Here is a 17,318-nt window from a genome sequence, read left to right on the forward strand (position 1 = left end):
CCGGGGCGGTCGTGCACGGGATCCGCGCGCTCCGGGATGACCGGCTCGGGCCGACGCCCGGCCGCCGGGGCCGAGCCGGCAGCCCGAGGGCCGGAGGGGTCAAGCCTGCCCGAGCAGGGCGGGGATGCGTTCCAGGACGCCTCCGGCGAACGTGCCGTAGAGGCCCAGCGGTTCGAGGTGGACGTAGCCGATGTGGCAGTCGCAGGTGTCCAGCGGGCAGGGGCGCGGCGCCAGGGCGTCCCGGAACGAGCCGTCGTAGAGGTTGCCCAGCACGGACGGGACGAAGTGGCAGCGGCGCACCGTGCCGTCGCCGTCCACCGACACGACGCTGTCGCCGGTCCGGCACGGGAGCCCGCGGCTGGCGTGCGGGCGGCGGCTCACCGGGAACAGCGGGTCGATCTCCGTCCAGGACGCTGCCTCGGCGTCGTCGTAGACGCGTCCCTCGGCGGCGTTGACCCACAGGTAGGTTCCGTCCGGCAGGTCGGCGCGCAGGCGGCGGGCGGCGCCGAGGTGGTCGGGCTGCCCGACGATCCCGACGCTGAAGCGAACGCCGCGGGCCGCCAGGTCGCGGCACTTGCCCAGGAACCGCTCGTACGGGACCTGGCCGGGGTGGTAGGTCGCCCACAGCGCCAGCCGCGTGAGGTCGGCGCCGTCCGTCCAGGACCCGCGGTGGCTCAGGTTCGTCTGGATCGCGACCCGTTCGACGTGCGGAAGGTGACTCAGCTCGGTGAGGGCGCGCCTGTACCAGGACCGTACGAGTCCCTCTCCCCACGGCGTGAACAGGACGGAGATGCGATGGTCGCACTCGGCGACCCACTCTGTGAAGCGTTCGAGCGCGGCACGGTCGGCGCGGAGTTGCTCCGGTGTGTCGCGGCGCTTTGCGAAGGGGCAGTACGGGCAGTCGTAGTCGCAGCTCGCGAGCGGCCCCCGGTAGAGGATCGTCAGGTGTTCCATCACCGCGCCTCGTAGGAGTCCATCAACGCTAGGACACGGGACGAGAACAGGGCCGGGCCGATGGCATCTGAGTAGGCGAGCCCTTCCGGTGTCAGTCGCACTGTGGTTTCGGACGTCTCCAGCCACTCGCGGTCTGCGAACGACTTGAGATCGGCGGGGAAGTCGTCCAATGGGTCGGAGCCGAAGCGTGCACGGTAGGCGTCCCGGTCCATCCCCTCTGCCTGCAGAAGGGACTGGATGAGATGCCGGCGCCGGCGCTCTTCGTCATCCACCTCGAAACCCACACGGGCGGTGGTGAAGTCGGTCTCGCGCACGTAGTCGTCGATGATGGAACGCACCTGACCGGCTCCGACCGCGTATTCGAAGGAGTAGTGCAGGCGCGACGTGTAGGAGCGAGCCCCGCATCCCAGCCCGACCATTCCGTCCGTCTGGCAGCAGTACTCCGTCCCACCCGCGTCAGCGGAGGGCAGCCGGAACATGCGCATCGACACCTGCTCGTAGCCCTCGGCCAGAAGGTGGTCACGTCCGATCCTGTAGAGGGTGAGGCGCTGGTCGTCCCAATCGCGGGCCCGGCGTCCCAGGCCGGTCAGCGGACGGACGTACAACGGGTACAGGTAGACCTCCTCCGGACGCCACGCCAAGGCGGCGTCCAGGGACTGCGTCCATGTCGCGGGCGTCTGCCCGTCGATGCCGTAGATGAGGTCGATGTTGAGGGTCGGGAAGCCGACGGCCCTGATCCGGTCCAGCGCGGCCTCCACTTCGGCGCGCTTCTGCGGGCGGACGGCCGCACGCGCCTCCTCGTCCAGGAAGCTCTGCACTCCGATGGAGACGCGTGTCGTCCCGCGGTCGGCGAGGACGGTCAGCCGGTCCGTGGTGGCGGTCGCCGGGGACGTCTCCACGCCCAGCGGACCAGAGCCGAAGCCGTCGAACCGTCCGGCGATGTCGCAGAGCCGTTCCAGTTCGGGTGCCGTGAGGTAGGTGGGGGTTCCGCCGCCGAACGCCGCGGTGGCGAACACCGGTCCGTCGCGCCCGCCCTCGTCCAGGGCGTCCAGGACGCTCGTGGCCTGCCGGTCGAGCGCGTCCAGGTAGGCACCGGTCAGCTCGTCGGGGGCACCGGTGCGGGTGAAGAGGTTGCAGAAGCCGCACCGCATCTCGCAGAAGGGCACGTGCAGGTAGAGGAAGAGCGCGTCCAGCCGCTCCCCCGCCCACACGTCCCGGAGGGCGGGCGCGGGTCGCAGCGGATGGTAGGCGGTCTTGTGCGGGTACGCGTACACGTACCCCTGGTAGGGCTTCACGACAGAACGAACTCCCCGTAAGGAACGGTCCAGACGACCTCGTGGCCGATGCGGTGACCCACATGGCCGTCCTCCCCGTACGCCGTCCCGTGGTCGGAACAGACGATGACGAAACAAGGACGGCGCATCAGCTCGAACAACCGGCCGATATGGGTGTCGACATGCCGGAGCGCAGCGGCGTGGCTCGCGCGCGTGTCGCCGTCCGAGCTTGCCGCACCGTCCAGGTAGAACCAGTTGGGCTGATGCAGGGACGCGACGTTCAGGAACAGGAACAGGCGGCGCTCGGCGGGCTGCCGCGCCACGATGTCGGCGACGCGGTCGATCTGGTTGGGCAGGGCGTCCGGATCGGTGACGCCGAACGCGCGTTCCCAGTGGCTTTCCGCGAACAGCGACGGCAGCGCCGAACCGAGCGGCGTCAGCTTGTTGAAGAACCCGACGCCGCCCACGCAGACCGTGTGGTAGCCGGCCGCGCAGAGACCGGACGGCAGGTCGGCGGCGTCGAACGTCCACGTGCCGGGGGCGGTGGTCTCGCTGCCCGGGAACGCTCCGGCGAACAGGCGCGGATGCGGCCCGGGCGACGCGGGGGTCGGGAGGAACCCGGCCAGCATCGCGGCGTGCGCGGCGTAGGTGAAGCTGCCCGGCGTGTGGCGGCGCTCCCAGCGGCCGCCCGGCAGGAGCCCGGTGAGCGTGGGCGTCCCGCCCGACGCGGCGAGTTCGGCCGCCACGTCGTAGCGCAGCGTGTCGAGGGTCACCAGCAGCACGTCGTGGCTGCCGATGACCTCGTTCATGTCGTACATGCGGTGACGATCTCCGGCAAGACGGCCTTGACCTGGGCAGCATAGGTATCGAGCCCCTCGGCGGAGCTTCCGGGCAAGCCGGTCAGACCCGGGAGCAGGTCGCCGAAGGCGTTCACCTCGCACACCGAGAACCGCTTCAGCCCGTGCCCCACAAGGAGATCGACCCCGACCATCGGGCTGGACGGGAAGCAGGCCGCCGCCCGCGCGCACACGTCCAGCGCCCGGCGCCAGCCGTTCTCCCCCAGCGCGCTCCGCACGGCGCCGAGATCTCCCCTGGCACCGCCCAGATGCAGGTTGGTCATCGGGGAAAGGCTCGTCCGGACGACCGCGTGCGTGGGTTCCCCGTGGACGACGACCACGCGCAGGTCGAACACGCGCCCGCCGAGAGTGGCCTTCGGCAGCCACCGCTCGACGTGCAGGCCGTCCGGCGCGAGCAGGTCGATCAGCGCCGCGACCTCCTCCTCGGTCTCGTACGAGCGCACGCGAAGGGAGTTGAACAGCCGGTCCCCCGCCATGAACGCCGACGTCACGGCCCTGACCCGGCCCGGAGCGGTCTGCAGGGCGACCACCCCGGAGGCGGACGAGCCGTGCGCCGGCTTCACGAACACCCGCCGCTCCCCCGCCTCGTCCATCCGCGAGCGGAGCGCCGCGTACCCGTCGACATCGGACAGGGCGGCCGGGACGGGCACCCCGGCCGACAGCAGGCGGGCGTGCGAGCGCCGCTTGTCGAACATCACCCCGATCTCCTCGACGTCACCGAGGATCCACGCCCCGGACGCCGCGGCCGACGACGCCAGGCGGCGCAGAGCGGCCGTGAACGTCCGGTGCCAGCGGGCCCCGCCGCCCACCCGCGCGGGCTCGCCGGGACCGCGCAGCAGCGCGTCGGCCGCGGGATCCTCACCCGGCGAGTCGATGCGGACCTTGTCGCCCGCCTCGAAGGCGAGCGGGGCACCGCTCAGCACGTCCGTCCAGGGGATGAGCCGCGGCTCGGGCAACCCGGCGGAACGGCACGCCCGCGCGAACAGCGCGGGACGCCGGTCGCCGGGCGTCCCGACCACCGCGAACGTCATTCCGACACCGCGACGTAGAGGGCGCTTGAGGCCCATTCGTCACCGACCCACTCCGCATTGCCCACCGCGTCGCGGAGGTCGAGCTCGACGCCCGGCAGGGCGGCCTTCAGCCGCTCCACCATCGGCTCGCTCAGGAAGGCATGGTGGAGATCAAGCTTCCGCAGGTGGGTGAGGGGCTGCCCGGCCAGAAGCGCCTCGGCGCCCCGGTCGCTGAGCATCCCCATCGCCAGGCTGAGCGACTCCAGCCGCGGGACGACCGGTGCGCTCGCGAGGGCCTCCGCCAGTTCGTCCTGGAACGGGCCGTTCTCCAGGCCGAGGTGCCTCAGCGAGGGGAAACGCTCGCCGGTCAGGACGGGCGCGTAGTCGTCGGCCTCCGACGACCCGGCATACCACTCGGACCCGATCCACAGGTCCAGATGCTCCAGGGCGGGCAGGTCGCCGGCCATCACCGTCCGGACGACCTCGGCCGGCAGCCCGCCCGACTCGATTCGCAGCACCTTCAGCCGCTCGCTGCGGATCGGCTCGAACCGCAGGTCCGACGCCCCGCGGATCTCGAAGTGCTCCAGGCCCGGGTACGCCTCGAACAGCGGCGAGATGTCACCGTTCTTGATCCAGGAGATGTGCAGGTCCCAGTCGAGGATGTCACCGAGGAACACCGCCCGCAGGTTCGGCAGGCGCCCGGCGTTGCCGACCAGCCAGTCCACCGGGGAGAACTCCTCGGGATCGAACCCCCAGAAGCCGATGACGAGGTGGGTGACCTTCGCGGTGTCGACCGTCTCCAGGAAGAGGCCGAGGTTCTCCGGGACCTCCGCGCCCCACACGCCGTTGTCGGCGACGTGGTGGTAGACGCCCCAGGCGACGTCGCTCGGCGCGGGCAGCGGGCCGTCCGGCTCGCCGTCGAAGGTGTGCACGGGCAGGCCCGCGAAGGTGGAGAGCCGCTCCTGGATCATTCGGAGACCGCGATGTAGTGCCAGTCGGTGTCGTTCGTCTCCTGGTGGTCCAGGTCGACCTCGACGCCCGGCAGCGCCGTCCGCACCCGCTCGACCATCGCATCGGACAGGAAGTGGTGGTGCAGGTCGAGCCTGCGCAGGTGGGTGAGCGGCTGGCCGGACAGCAGCGCCTCCCCGCCCTGGTCGGTCAGGATGCCCATCGCCAGGCTGAGCGACTCCAGCCGCGCCACCACGGGCGCGCCCGCGACGGCCGCCGCGATCTCGTCCTCGATCTCGCTGTCCTCAAGGCCGAGGTGGCGCAGCGCGGGCAGCCGCTCGCCGCTCAGGAGCGGCGCCAGGTCGGCGACGGTCGTGTCACCGCCGTAGCCGTCCTCGCCGAGCCACAGGTCGAGGTGCTCCAGGTTCGGCAGATCGCTCGCTGCGACGGCCCGCACGATCGTGGCCGGCAGCCCGCCCGACTCGAACCGCAGCACCTTCAGCCGCTCGCTGCCGACCGGTTCGAGGACGAGCCCCTGGGAACCGCGCACGTCGAACCGCTCCAGGCCGGGGAACGCGGCGAACAGGGGCGTGATGTCGGAGTGCTCGATCCAGGAGATCTCCGCTTCCTCGCCGGTGATGTCCCCGAGGAACAGGGCCCGCAGCTTCGGGAAGGACGCGGCCGCCTCGGTCAGCAGCGCCACCGGGTCGGCGACGCCGTCGTCGTAGGACGCGCCCCAGTACCCGATGATCAACGCGGTGATCTCGGTGGTGTCGACGGTCTTCAGGAACCGGGCGAAGACGTCACCGAACCCCTCCTCGTCGAAGGACGTCCCGACGAACCAGGCGACCTCGCCCGCGGGCGGGAGGTCCGCTCCGGCGACCGGACCGGACCCGGCCCCGTCGTCGTCCTCCTCCTCGGCGCCGGTGTCCTCGTTGAACGTGGCCACCGGCAGGCCGAAGTACTCCTCAAGGTGCTCGTATACGCTCATGGTTCCCTTTCGCGAGATCGTCGGCACATGTCCTATCAGGACGGGCGGACATCCGGCGCCGCTTTCCGCGCGGAAGGGATCACCGGCTCAGGACGCGATCAGCACCGACCCCTTGTACTTGTCCTCGACGTACTTCCTGACCTCCGGCCCCTGGAGCAGTTGGACGAGCTTCTTCACGCGCGGGTCGTCCTTGTTCTCCGGCAGCGTGACGATCCCGTTGGCGTACGGGTTGCCCTCGGCCTTCTCCGCGACGAGCGCGTCCTTGTTCGGCGCCAGCCCGGCCTCGATGGCGTAGTTGCCGTTGATCACCGACAGGTCGACGTCCTCCAGCGAGCGGGGCAGCTGCGCGGCCTTCAGGGGCTTGAACTTCAGGCCCTTGGGGTTGCTCGCGATGTCCCGCTCGGTCGCGCTCGCGGGCGCGCCCGGCTTGAGGGTGAGCAGGCCGTTGCCGGCGAGCAGCTTCAGCGAGCGCCCCTCGTTGGCGGGGTCGTTCGGGACCGCCACGGTCGCGCCCTGCGGGACGGCCCGCAGGTCCTTCACCTTCTTGGAGTACACGGCGAGCGGTTCCAGGTGGACGGGCGCGACGAACGCCAGCTTCGTCCCGGCCTTTTTCTCGAACTCCTCCATGAACGGCACGTGCTGGAAGTAGTTGGCGGTGACCTGCTTCTCCTTCAGCGCCGTGTTCGGCTGCTGGTAGTCGTTGAAGGTCACGATGTCGAGTTCGAGGCCGGCCTTGCCCGCGAGATCGTCCTTCACGTAGGTGAGGATGTCGCCGTGCGGGACGGGGTTGACCGCGACCTTCAGCGGGGCGTCCGGGTCGTCCGACGCCGACGACGAGCCGCAGGCGGTCAGGCCCGCGAGGAGCAGGGCGGAGGCCAGCGCGGTGGTGATCTTGCGAAGCACGAGGAGTGCCCTTCTGTGCGTTACCTGTGGGTGAGGCGGCGGGCGACGAGGTCCCCCGCGGCCTGGATGAGCAGGACCAGGACGATCAGCAGCGCCACGGTCGCGACCATGACCTTGGTCTCGAAGCGCTCGTAGCCGTAGACGACGGCGAGATTTCCGAGCCCGCCGCCGCCGACCGTCCCGGCCATGGCCGTGTAGCCGATCAGCGCGATGACGGTGACGGTCAGGCCGGACACCAGGCCGGGCCGCGCCTCGCGCAGCATGACCTTGCCGACGATCTCCCGGCGGGTGGCGCCCATCGCGTCCGCCGCGGCGAGCACGCCCGGGTCGACCTCGCGCAGCGCGATCTCGACGAGCCGGGCGTAGAACGGGATGGCGCCCACGGTCAGCGGGACGATCGCGGCGGCGTTGCCGATGCTGGTGCCGACGACGATCCGGGTGAACGGGATGATCGCCACCATCAGGATCAGGAACGGCAGCGAGCGGCCGACGTTGACGACCACGCCGAGCACCGCGTTGAGCGGCGGGGCGGGCAGCAGGCCGCCGCGCTCGGTCACCACCAGCAGCACGCCGAGCAGCAGCCCGAAGGCGGCGGTGAGCAGCGTCGCGACGCCGGTCATGTAGAGGGTGTCCACGGTCGCCGGCCACAGCAGCGGCATGACCTCGTCCCAGCTCATCGGGCGTCCTCCTGTGGGGGGTTCTTCAGCTCCACGGCCAGTCCGGACTCGCGCAGGAACGCGAGCTGGGCGGCGTTGAGCGACGGGTCGCCGGGCAGTTCGAGCTGGAGCCGGCCGACGCGCTCGCCGCCGACGCTCTCCACGGCGCCGCCGAGGATGTTGACGTCGACCGAGTACTTGCGGGCCAGCGCCGACACGACCGGCTCCCCGGTCGCCTCGCCGGTGAACGTGACCTCGATGACGGTCGTGCCGTCGCGGGGCTCGGCCGGCGGCAGCGGGAACAGGCCGCGGGCGAGCTCGGAGCCGGGCCGGGCGAGCAGCCCGCGGACGGGTCCCGACTCGGTGAGCCTGCCGTCCCGCATGACCGCGGCCGAGTCGCAGATGCGCTTGACCACGTCCATCTCGTGGGTGATCAGCAGGACGGTGAGGCCGAGGCGCCGGTTGAGGTCGCGCAGCAGCTCCAGGATCGACGCGGTCGTCTCCGGGTCGAGCGCGGACGTCGCCTCGTCCGACAGCAGCACCTTGGGGCGTCCGGCCAGCGCGCGGGCGATGCCGACGCGCTGCTTCTGCCCGCCGGAGATCTGCGCCGGATGGGCCCTGGCGTGCTCGGTCAGCCCGACGAGGTCGAGCAGCTCGGCGACCCGGCGCGCCCGCTCCGCGCGCGGGACGCCCATGACCTCCAGCGGGAACGCGACGTTCCCGGCGACCGTCCGGCTGCCGAGCAGGCCGAAGTGCTGGTGGATCATGCCGATCCCCTGGCGCGCCCTGCGCAGCTCCCCGCCGCGCAGGGCCAGCAGGTCCCGGCCGTCGACCACGATGCGGCCCTCGTCCGGACGTTCCAGGAGGTTGACGCAACGCAGCAGGGTGCTCTTGCCGGCGCCGCTGCGGCCGAGCACGCCGAAGACCTCGCCCTCGGCGACGGCCAGGTCGACGCCGTCGACGGCGGTCACCTCGCGGCCTCGGTCGCGGTGGACCTTACGCAGTTTTTCGATCTGAATCACAGGGAATCACCCATGCGGACGGGGGCCACCGGACGGGCGGCGTGGATCAGGACGGGGCCGGGCGGCGCGGGGCGCTCAGGAGAGACCGGGCGGGTACGGCGCGTGGCCCAGCAGATGGCGTTCGATGCTCATGCGTGACTCGGGTGTCGGGACGGGCTCGCTTCGGGGCGCGAGGCTCAGGCAGGGGCCCTCAGCGGTCACACATTCGCCGGCAACACGTACGCCGCATGGCCCGCGGCATGGGCGGGCGGTGCTCGCGGCACGGGCGTACGGAAGGCATGTCAGCAGTTAACCGGCTCTACGCCGCTGACCGCAAATCCATCCGGTGTGACACCGATCGCTCTCCGTTCCCCGGCGGCGAGTGCCCTGGCCGCGCGGGTGAGCACAAGATCGTCCAGAGGATGAAGTCCGGATGGCAAAGCCTTGACGGGAGTACCTCAGACGGGTGAAACCAGACGAGCCGGACCTCTAGAGTGAGTGCCACGTGGGGGCCCTCTCGCGAGAGGGCCCTTTGCCCTGCCTGCATGATCAGAGGTCCCCCAGATGAACGACCACGAGGTGCACGAGGAGTGCATGCGGCTCCTCAGGGACGGCCTCCCCGTCCCCGCTCCCGCCGCCTTCGAGGAGGGCCGGGACTTCCTTCCGCTCGGGCTCGACATGGACGGCGACGTCGCCGTCGTCACGTTCCTGCACCAGTGGGGGGACGCCGCGTCCGCGTTCATCGAGGGCTGGACGTTCCATCGCCGCGACGGCGAGTGGCGGGAGCTGGGCGGCGCCGGCGGGTCGGCCCCCGCCGAGCCGCTGGCGCGGCGCTCATCGGGCGAGATGGGGCGCCACCTGCTGAAGTACGGCTCCGGCCGGACGGTCCGCAACTCCAACCGGCTGCTGCCGTGGGGCGCCAAGTGGGTGAACGAGGCGCGGCTGCGGGCCTCGGCGGAGGTCGTGCGGGTCCGGGTGGGCAAGCGGATCCTGGACGTCCCGGAGCACGGGCACGTCGTGGTGGTGTGGGGCGCCCGCCGCGGCCCGGTCGTCGAGGCGCTGGCCGCCGACGGGTCCGTCCTGGACGCCCTCGACCTCGACCGCCCGTTCGTCGCGGCGCACCCCAAGGCCGATATTTGACCGTTCGTTCTGGAACGGTCTAAGGTCCGTGCCATGGCGCGGACGAAGGAGTTCGACCCGGACGCGGTGCTGCAGCGGGCCCTGGAGCTGTTCTGGGAGCGCGGGTACGAGGCGACGTCCATGGCCGACCTCGTGGCCCACCTCGGCGTCGCCCGCGCCAGCCTGTACGCGACGTTCGGCGGCAAGCACGAGCTGTACTTGAAGGCCCTCGAACGCTACCTCCAGCTCACGGACCCGCAGATCGCCGAGGCGCTGTCGCGCCCCGGTCCCGTGCTGCCGGCGGTGCGGGAGCTGATCGAGCGCTTCGCCGAGGAATCCGGGCGCGACCGTCCGCGGCGCGGCTGCCTCGTCGTGAACACGGCCGTCGAACTGGCCGCGCACGACGCCGACGCCGCACGCCTCGTCGAGGCGAGCTGGAGTTTCCTGGAGGCGTCGCTCACCTCCGCCCTGATGCGCGCGCGGGCCCAGGAAGAGCTGCCTCCCGGCAAGGACCCCCGGGCGCTGGCCCGCCTGCTGCTCGTCCTCTTCCAGGGCATGCGCGTCCTCGGGCGCGCACCGGCCGACGACAACCGCCTCCGGGACGCGACCCACCAGGCCATCGCCCTCTTCGACTGACCGACCACCGCCCCGCCGCCCCCGCTGGGGCTTCCTTCGACTCTCATTCAAGAACGATCGATCTGGTATTCGGAGCCCACCATGCGATTCAGGGACGCCGTCGTCCTCATCACCGGCGGCGCGGGCGGCATCGGCCGCGCCACCGCTCGGGCGTTCGCCCGCGAGGGCGCCACGGTCGTCCTCGCCGGACGCGACGCGACGACCCTCACCGAGGCCGTCAAGGAGATCGGCCCGGATCACGCCGACCACGTCGTCGCGGACGTGACCGACCCCGCCTCCACCGCCCGGATGGTCGAGACGGTCGCCGCGCGCCACGGCGCCCTGCACGTCGCGGTCAACAACGCCGGGATCCTCGCCGGCGCCGGTCCCGTCGCCGACATCGACACCACCGCCTGGGACACCGTCCTCGCGACCAACCTGACCGGCACGTTCCTCTCGCTGAAGCACGAGGTCGCCTACATGCGCGCCCACGGCGGCGGGACGATCGTCAACGTCTCGTCCAACATCGGTTCGCACGGGCGCCGCCCCGGGCTGGCGGCGTACGCGGCGTCCAAGGCGGGCGTCGGCGTCCTGACGCGCACGGCCGCCCTCGACCACATCGCCGACGGCATCCGCATCAACGCCGTCAGCCCGGGAGCCAGCGACACGCCGATGTCGCTCCGCCCAGGGGAGACCCCGGCCGACCGGGCGGAGCGGATGCGCGCGTCGGCCCCGTCCGGCCGCGTGGCGGACACCTCGGAGGTGGCGGAGACGATCCTGTGGCTGGCGTCGGACGCCGCGTCCCACGTGGTCGGGCACGACCTCGTCGTCGACGGCGGCGTCACCGCCTGACACGCTTTCGGAGCGGTTCATCGGGCAGACTCACGGCATGGCCCTCACACCCGACTACGACTCCGACCCGGAGCGCTTCCGCCTGGCCGCCAGGGTCACCAGGAGGTACCTGATCGGGGCGCGGAGCCTGCACGACCACATCGCCTCGAAGCTGCTGCACTCGGGCGCGTCCCGCGTCCTGGACATCGGCTGCGGGGAGGGCGCCCTCGCCGGCGCGCTCCCCCACCCGCCGCCGTTCCGGCTCGTGGGCCTTGACGCGTCCGGCGTCCTGCTGCGGACCCACCCGTCCCCGCGCGTCCAGGCGGACGCGCTGCGCCTGCCGTTCCGGGACGGCACGTTCGACGCCGCCGTGGCCCTCAACATGCTCTACCACCTGGACGATCCGCGCGGCGCGCTCCGCGAGGCCCGCCGCGTCCTCGCCCCGGGCGGGCTGCTGCTGGTCACCGCGATCTGCCGCACCGACAGCCCCGAACTGGCCCCCGTCTGGCGCCCCGAGCCGACCACGTTCGACGCCGAGGACGCCCCGGCCCGCGTCTGCGAGGTCTTCGGCGAGGTCGAGGTGGAGCGCTGGGACGCCCCGCTGCTCACCCTCCCCGACCCGGCCGCCGTCCGCGACTACCTGATAGCCCGCCACGTCCCCCGCCCCCAGGCGGCCGAGGCCGCCACCCAGCTCAACACCCCCCTCCCCGTAACCAAAAGAGGCTCCCTAGTCCTAGCCCGCCGCTGAACAACAGCCCCAGCCACCGCCGCAACCACGCAACGACCTCAACGCCTGCGATCGCGTCCGAAGGCAGGGGCGAGCGAAGCGAGACCCTGATCGCGCAGCGAGCCGCAAGGCGAGCCGGAGCGATCGATCACCCGCACGTGCGGGACTAACTGCACCCACTACCCCCCTGACCTCAGCCGGTACCGCAACCACGCGACAACCCCAACGGCCGCGATCGCGTCCGAAGGCAGGGACGAGCGAAGCGAGACCCTGATCGCGCAGCGAGCCGCAAGGCGAGTCGGAGCGATGCAGCGATCGCCCGCAGTGCCCGACGATAGAGGGCCGCCAGGCCCGAAGGAGGAGGGCGCTGCAATAAACGCAGCAGGGCCGCCAAGGCCCGAAGGAGGAGAGAGGGCTAAAACCAGCCGAACTCGCGGGCGGTTCGGGCGGCGGTGTGGCGGTTGTCGGCGCCGAGTTTGGTGACGGCGGCCGAGAGGTAGTTGCGGACGGTGCCCTCGGAGAGGCCGAGGGTGCGCGCGATGCGGGAGACGGGGGCGCCGTCGGCGGCGGCGCGGAGGGTGTCGAGTTCGCGCGGGGTGAGGGGGCATTCCTCGGCGGCGAGGGCGTCGGCGGCCAACTGGGGGTCGATGTAGCGGGCGCCGGCGGCGACCTGCCGGATGACCTCGGCGAGGCGCCGGCCGGGGGCGTCCTTGCCGAGGAAGCCGCGGACACCGGCGGACATGGCGCGGCGCAGGTTGCCGGGGCGGCCGTGCGCGGTGACGATCACCAGGCGGCAGCCGGGCAGGTCGCGGGCGAGGCGCTCGGCGGCGGCGAGGCCGTCGAGGCCGGGCATGTCGATGTCGAGGACGGCGACGTCGGGCTTGAGGGCGAGGGCGCGCTCGACGGCCTCGTCGCCGCGGCCGACGTCGGCGGCGACCTCGATGCCGTCCTCGGTCTCCAGCAGCAGGACGAGCGCCTCCCTGATCAGCAGGTGGTCGTCGGCCAGCAGCACGCGGATCATGCGTCTCCCTTCGCGGGGACGGCGGCGGTCACCCGGAACGTCCCGTCGCCCGCGGGACCGGCCGCGAACTCGCCGCCGGCGGCGGCGAGGCGTTCGCCGAGGCCCGCCAGGCCGGTGCCGCCGGCGGACGCGCGGCGCGCGGCGCCGTCGTTGACGATCTCCAGCCGGACGCCGTCCCGGCCGGTGCGGACGGTGATCTCGCACCAGGTGGCGCTGGAGTGCCGCAGGACGTTGGTGGCGGCCTCGCGGGCCACCCAGCCGAGCGGCTCGTGGACGTGGGCGGGCAGCGACGGCGACACCTCGGGGCGTTCGCAGCGGATGCCGGCGGCGCGCAGGACGGCCGACATGCCGTCCAGCTCGGTGCGCAGGGACGTGGTGCGGTAGCCGCGGACGACCTCCCGGACGTCGCGGACGGCGTCCCGGGCCATGGTCTGGATCTCGGTCAGCTCCTTGCGGACGCGCCCGTCGTCGCGTTCCACGAACCGCTCGGCGACCTCGGCGCGCAGCGCGACGGCCTGGAGGCTGTGGCCGAGGACGTCGTGCAGGTCACGGGCGAAGCGGAGCCGTTCCTCCCCCACCGCGGAGCGGGCCAGCTCGGCGCGCGCCTCGCGGAGTTCCTGGACGACGTGGAACAGCCAGACGGTGACGTATCCGGAGAAGGCGGCGAGGGGCACGCCCGTCACCTCGTACAGCACGGCGAGGGCCGGAAGACCCAGGAACACCCCGTACACGGGGGTCAGGACGGTCGCCGCGGCCGTCACGGCGACCGCCTCGCGCAGCGGGAGGACGACGGCGATCAGCCCGGCGGGGACGAGGAGCGCGTTGCCCCAGCCCTGGCCGGTGCCGAGCAGCGGCGGCAGCGCCCAGCAGATCGCGCCGATCGCGGCGAGGCCGACCCGGTGCGCGGGGGCGGTGCGGCGCATCAGGTTCTGCCACAGGAGCCGGGCGTAGAGGGCGAAGACGGCGCCGGTCCCGGTGAGGGCGATGATCAGGAGCCCCGGGTCCCTCCGGTGTGCGATCTCGTACCAGAGCGCGGGCAGCAGGAACCCGGCCAGCGTGAACGCCGTCATCCCCACGATGATCGCGGCGATGGCGGTGGGGCGCGGGATCCTGGGCTGCACGCGCCCAGCGTATGCGCGCGGCACGGGGACCGGGCGCGGCGCTCAGGCGGCCCGGAGGCGGGCGGCGTCCCGGCCGGTGACGAGGCGTCCCTCGTCCAGGACGCCGACCCGGTCGGCGCGGCACGCCTCGTCGGGGTCGCGGGTCGCGACCACCGCGGTGACGCCGTGCGCGGCCAGCGTCAGCAGGACGGACCACACCTCGCGCGCGGCGGCGGCGTCGAGGCCGGCGGTGGGTTCGTCGAGGAACAGCACGTCCGACCGTCCGATGAGGGCGAGGGCCAGGTCGAGCATGCGCCGCTGCCCCGCGGTCAGGCGTTCGAAGGGGACGTCGGCGAGGTGCGTGAGGCGCGCCAGCCGGAGGGCCTCGTCGCGGGTGAGCGGGTCGAGCGTCCAGCGCCGCCAGGTGTCGACGACCTCGGCGACGGTCAGCCCGGGGAACAGGCCGCCGTCGTGCCAGACGGTCCCGGCGCGGGCGGCGTCGCGATCGGTGTAAGGGTCCACGCCGCGGAGCCGCACGGTTCCCCTTGTCGGGCACCGTAGTCCCGCGAGGATTTCCAGGAGCGTCGTCTTCCCCGAGCCGTAGCGGCCCAGCAGCGCGTAGACCTCTCCCCGCGCCACCGTGAACGAGACGTTGCGGACGGCCTCGTTCAGGTCCAGGTCGCGTACCTCGATCACGGGTGCCTTCATGGCGTCCATGCTGTCCGGTGGCCGGTGCGGACGTGCAGTCACAGGCGTCAGAAGGCGATCGTGAGGAATTCAGGGGTGGCCACTGACAAATGTCATGGTTCGGCTATCGCCCACCCGGTGGGCGGGATGGCGGCGCCGTCCTTGGTGAAGGAGGCTTCGCCGGCGATGCACGTCCAGTCGGCGGCGGGCAGATCGACCCCCGCGGGTTCGTCGCCGAGGTTGAGGACGACCGCGAGCCGCTCTGCTCCGTGACCCACGGTGTAGGAGAGGGCCGTGTTGGTCAAGGTGGCCACCGTGGTCCGTGCGCGGACGAGCCATGGATGGCGGCGCCTCAGACCGATCAGCTCCTGGTGGAGGCGGTGGTGCGCGCCCCCATGGCCGGGGGTTTCGGCGGGACGGTCCGGGAAGGCCGGCCGTATGGCGTCGTCTCCGCCTTCGCGTTCTTCCTTGATGCCCTCGAAGGCGAACTCGTCCCCGGCGTAGATGGACGGGACGCCTCCCACGGTCAGCAGGATCACGAGCGCGTGGGGCAGGTGACGTTCGGATACGCGGCTGGCGATGCGGGTCACGTCGTGGTTGCCCACGAACGTCTGCGGGACGAACGAGGCCAGCATCCCGTTGTGGCGGTCGAGTGCATGGGCCAGTTCGTAGAGGTTGCCGTCGTTCAGGGAGCTCCAGACGGCCTTCCACAGCTCGTACTGGGTGACCGAGTCGACGCCGGTCTGGTCGACGAAGCTCGCGTAGTCGCCGTGGATGACCTCGCCGACGAGCCAGGCTTCGGGGAAGCGCGCGCGGACGCGGTCCGTGACCGTCCGCCAGAAGGCCGGCGGGACGGCGTAAGCGGCGTCCAGGCGCCAGCCGTCTATGCCGCGCTCCAGCCAGTGGGTCATGACGCCGGTGACGTAGTCGGCGACCTCGGGCTCCCCGTGGTCGAGCGTGACGAGACGGTCGTGGCCCTCGAACGTGCGCAGGTCCGGGTGGAACCAGTTCCTGTACGGGGACGCCTCGCCCTGGGCCGCCACATCGGCGAAGGGCCCGAAACCGCGTCCGACATGGTTGAAGACGCCGTCGAGCAGGACCCGGACACCCCTCTGGGACGCCGCGTCGATGAGCCTTCGCAGGTCGTCCTCGCTGCCGAGCCGTGGATCGACACGGTAGTGGTCGACGGTGTCGTAGCCGTGCGTCTCGGACGCGAACACCGGACCGAGCGCGAGCCCGTTGCAGCCGAGCCCGACGAGGTGGTCGAGCCAGCCTTCGAGCCGTGCCAGCCGCGGCGCCGGGGAGGCGCCGCCCGGCGGGGCCTCGCGTTCGGCGCCGGTGAACCCGAGCGGGTAGGCGTGCCACCAGATGGCGTGATCAGGCCAGCGCATGCGCGTCTCCCTACCCGCATCGCGGGCGCGTAAGTTCAGGCGCGCACGAGAATGTCCGGGTTCAGGTCGTCCGGCCGCTTGACGCCGGACAGGGCCATGGTCAGCTCCAGCTCGGCCTGGAGGCAGCGCAGGACGTGCTGGACGCCCGCCTGGCCGCCCAGCGCCAGCCCGTACGCGTACGGGCGCGCGACCAGGACGGCCTTGGCGCCCAGCGCGAGGGCCTTGGCGATGTCCGATCCCGTCCGGATCCCGCTGTCGAACAGGACGGTCGCCTGGTCGCGGACGGCGTCGACCACGCCGGGCAGCGCGTCGAGCGAGCCGACCGCCCCGTCCACCTGCCGCCCGCCGTGGTTGGAGACGATGACGCCGTCCATTCCGGCGTCCACGGCCTGGCGGGCGTCGTCGGGGTGCTGGATGCCCTTGAGGGCGATCGGGCCGTCCCAGTGCTCCCGCAGGAAGATCAGGTCGTCCCAGGTCAGGCTGGGGTTCCCGAAGTTGGCGACCCAGTGCAGGAGCGCGGTGTCCCGGTTGGCGCCGGTGACGGGCCCGCCGACGGCCTTCTGGAAGACCGGGTCGCTGAAGTAGTTCGCGACGCCGTTCCCCTTCAGGAACGGCAGGTAGGCCTGGTCCAGGTCGCGCGGGCGCCACGCCATCGTGAACGTGTCGAGCGTGACGACGAGGGCCGTGTACCCGGCCGCCTTGGCCCGCTCCAGGAAGCTGATGGCGAGCTCTCGGTCCTTCGGCCAGTAGAGCTGGTACCAGCGCGACCCGTCGGCGTTCGCCTCCGCAACGTCCTCGATGTTGTACGAGGCCGCCGTGCTCAGCACCATGGTCAGCCCTTCGGCGGCGGCGGCCCGCGCGACGGCCAGTTCGCCGTCCGGATGGAGGATCGACTGCACGCCGATGGGGGCGAGCAGGACCGGGGACGGCATCGCGGTCCCGAGCACGGTCACCGACAGGTCGCGCTCGGCGACGTCCCGCAGCATGCGCGGGACGATCCGCCACCGGTCGAACGCGGCCCGGTTCGCCCGCGCGGTCGCCTCGCTTCCCGCGGCCCCCGCCACGTAGCCGAACGCTCGCGCCGACAGGGACCGCTCCGCGAGGCCCTCCAGCTTCGTCAGGTCCGTGGGCAGCGCGGGCCGGACGTCCCCGAGTCCCTGCAGATAGATCGAGTTCTGGAAGTCGGCCAGGCCGCTCAAGGAAACCTCCACCGGAAAAACCGAAACCGTCGGT

General features: G+C 72.1%; 18 protein-coding genes. 4 read left to right on the forward strand and 14 right to left on the reverse strand.

The genetic code is table 11. The annotated features are described in order from the left end of the window. Window positions 1–99: 99 nt before the first annotated feature. The 9 genes from K8Z49_RS14395 to K8Z49_RS14435 form a co-directional block, all read right to left on the reverse strand. The gene (locus tag K8Z49_RS14395; protein WP_412519184.1) at window positions 100–954 is read right to left on the reverse strand and encodes an STM4011 family radical SAM protein; all 855 of its coding nucleotides are present in this window, start codon (window positions 952–954) and stop codon (window positions 100–102) included. Beyond that, on the reverse strand, window positions 954–2,249 hold the full coding sequence (locus K8Z49_RS14400; protein WP_412519186.1) for an STM4012 family radical SAM protein: 1,296 nt from the start codon (window positions 2,247–2,249) through the stop codon (window positions 954–956). The genes K8Z49_RS14395 and K8Z49_RS14400 overlap by 1 nt, the downstream gene beginning before the upstream one ends. Next, complete coding sequence (locus tag K8Z49_RS14405; protein WP_181663074.1) at window positions 2,246–3,046, reverse strand: STM4013/SEN3800 family hydrolase; 801 nt, start codon at window positions 3,044–3,046, stop codon at window positions 2,246–2,248. The genes K8Z49_RS14400 and K8Z49_RS14405 overlap by 4 nt, the downstream gene beginning before the upstream one ends. Continuing rightward, window positions 3,034–4,116, reverse strand: coding sequence for an STM4014 family protein (locus K8Z49_RS14410; protein WP_021595630.1), 1,083 nt, complete (start codon window positions 4,114–4,116; stop codon window positions 3,034–3,036). The genes K8Z49_RS14405 and K8Z49_RS14410 overlap by 13 nt, the downstream gene beginning before the upstream one ends. Beyond that, a complete protein-coding gene (locus tag K8Z49_RS14415; RefSeq protein ID WP_412519189.1) occupies window positions 4,113–5,066 on the reverse strand; it encodes an STM4015 family protein in 954 nt (317 codons plus the stop codon). The genes K8Z49_RS14410 and K8Z49_RS14415 overlap by 4 nt, the downstream gene beginning before the upstream one ends. Then, entirely contained in the window at window positions 5,063–6,034 is a 972-nt protein-coding gene (locus K8Z49_RS14420; RefSeq protein ID WP_021595632.1) for an STM4015 family protein, read from the reverse strand. The genes K8Z49_RS14415 and K8Z49_RS14420 overlap by 4 nt, the downstream gene beginning before the upstream one ends. 87 nt (window positions 6,035–6,121) lie before the next feature. Next, window positions 6,122–6,937: a MetQ/NlpA family ABC transporter substrate-binding protein gene (locus tag K8Z49_RS14425; protein WP_412519191.1), complete on the reverse strand. Its 816-nt coding sequence runs from the start codon at window positions 6,935–6,937 to the stop codon at window positions 6,122–6,124. A gap of 20 nt (window positions 6,938–6,957) precedes the next feature. Then, window positions 6,958–7,614 carry a methionine ABC transporter permease gene (locus K8Z49_RS14430; RefSeq protein WP_075024330.1) on the reverse strand — a complete coding sequence of 219 codons (657 nt, stop codon included), beginning with the start codon at window positions 7,612–7,614 and terminating at the stop codon, window positions 6,958–6,960. Then, window positions 7,611–8,615 (reverse strand): methionine ABC transporter ATP-binding protein, encoded by a 1,005-nt coding sequence (locus K8Z49_RS14435; protein WP_111829731.1) that lies wholly within the window; start codon window positions 8,613–8,615, stop codon window positions 7,611–7,613. The genes K8Z49_RS14430 and K8Z49_RS14435 overlap by 4 nt, the downstream gene beginning before the upstream one ends. A 543-nt stretch (window positions 8,616–9,158) precedes the next feature. Here K8Z49_RS14435 and K8Z49_RS14440 point away from each other — a divergent pair. The 4 genes from K8Z49_RS14440 (at window position 9,159) to K8Z49_RS14455 (ending at window position 11,907) form a co-directional block, all read left to right on the forward strand. Further along, the gene (locus K8Z49_RS14440; protein WP_021595638.1) at window positions 9,159–9,734 is read left to right on the forward strand and encodes a hypothetical protein; all 576 of its coding nucleotides are present in this window, start codon (window positions 9,159–9,161) and stop codon (window positions 9,732–9,734) included. A gap of 33 nt (window positions 9,735–9,767) precedes the next feature. Next, on the forward strand, window positions 9,768–10,349 hold the full coding sequence (locus K8Z49_RS14445; RefSeq protein ID WP_412519194.1) for a TetR/AcrR family transcriptional regulator: 582 nt from the start codon (window positions 9,768–9,770) through the stop codon (window positions 10,347–10,349). Window positions 10,350–10,430: 81 nt separating this feature from the next. Then, a complete protein-coding gene (locus tag K8Z49_RS14450) occupies window positions 10,431–11,180 on the forward strand; it encodes an SDR family NAD(P)-dependent oxidoreductase (RefSeq protein WP_412519196.1) in 750 nt (249 codons plus the stop codon). A 37-nt stretch (window positions 11,181–11,217) separates the two neighbouring features. Further along, window positions 11,218–11,907 carry a class I SAM-dependent methyltransferase gene (locus K8Z49_RS14455; RefSeq protein WP_412519198.1) on the forward strand — a complete coding sequence of 230 codons (690 nt, stop codon included), beginning with the start codon at window positions 11,218–11,220 and terminating at the stop codon, window positions 11,905–11,907. 394 nt (window positions 11,908–12,301) lie between these two features. On the opposite strand, the gene K8Z49_RS14460 is transcribed toward K8Z49_RS14455, so the two are convergent. From K8Z49_RS14460 to K8Z49_RS14480, 5 genes are all read right to left on the reverse strand, one after another. Continuing rightward, on the reverse strand, window positions 12,302–12,907 hold the full coding sequence (locus K8Z49_RS14460) for a response regulator transcription factor (protein WP_021595642.1): 606 nt from the start codon (window positions 12,905–12,907) through the stop codon (window positions 12,302–12,304). Further along, on the reverse strand, window positions 12,904–14,028 hold the full coding sequence (locus tag K8Z49_RS14465) for a sensor histidine kinase (RefSeq protein WP_075024334.1): 1,125 nt from the start codon (window positions 14,026–14,028) through the stop codon (window positions 12,904–12,906). The genes K8Z49_RS14460 and K8Z49_RS14465 overlap by 4 nt, the downstream gene beginning before the upstream one ends. Window positions 14,029–14,070: 42 nt before the next feature. After that, a complete protein-coding gene (locus K8Z49_RS14470) occupies window positions 14,071–14,715 on the reverse strand; it encodes an ABC transporter ATP-binding protein (RefSeq protein ID WP_021594750.1) in 645 nt (214 codons plus the stop codon). Between the two features lie 92 nt (window positions 14,716–14,807). Next, window positions 14,808–16,085 (reverse strand): alpha-amylase family glycosyl hydrolase, encoded by a 1,278-nt coding sequence (locus K8Z49_RS14475; RefSeq protein ID WP_412519201.1) that lies wholly within the window; start codon window positions 16,083–16,085, stop codon window positions 14,808–14,810. Between the two features lie 35 nt (window positions 16,086–16,120). Beyond that, window positions 16,121–17,284, reverse strand: a complete 1,164-nt coding sequence (locus tag K8Z49_RS14480) for a lactate 2-monooxygenase (protein WP_075024336.1) — start codon at window positions 17,282–17,284, stop codon at window positions 16,121–16,123. Between the last annotated feature and the right edge of the window lie 34 nt (window positions 17,285–17,318).

This window comes from Actinomadura madurae (assembly GCF_047130825.1).
In the GTDB taxonomy this organism is placed as follows: domain Bacteria; phylum Actinomycetota; class Actinomycetes; order Streptosporangiales; family Streptosporangiaceae; genus Spirillospora; species Spirillospora madurae.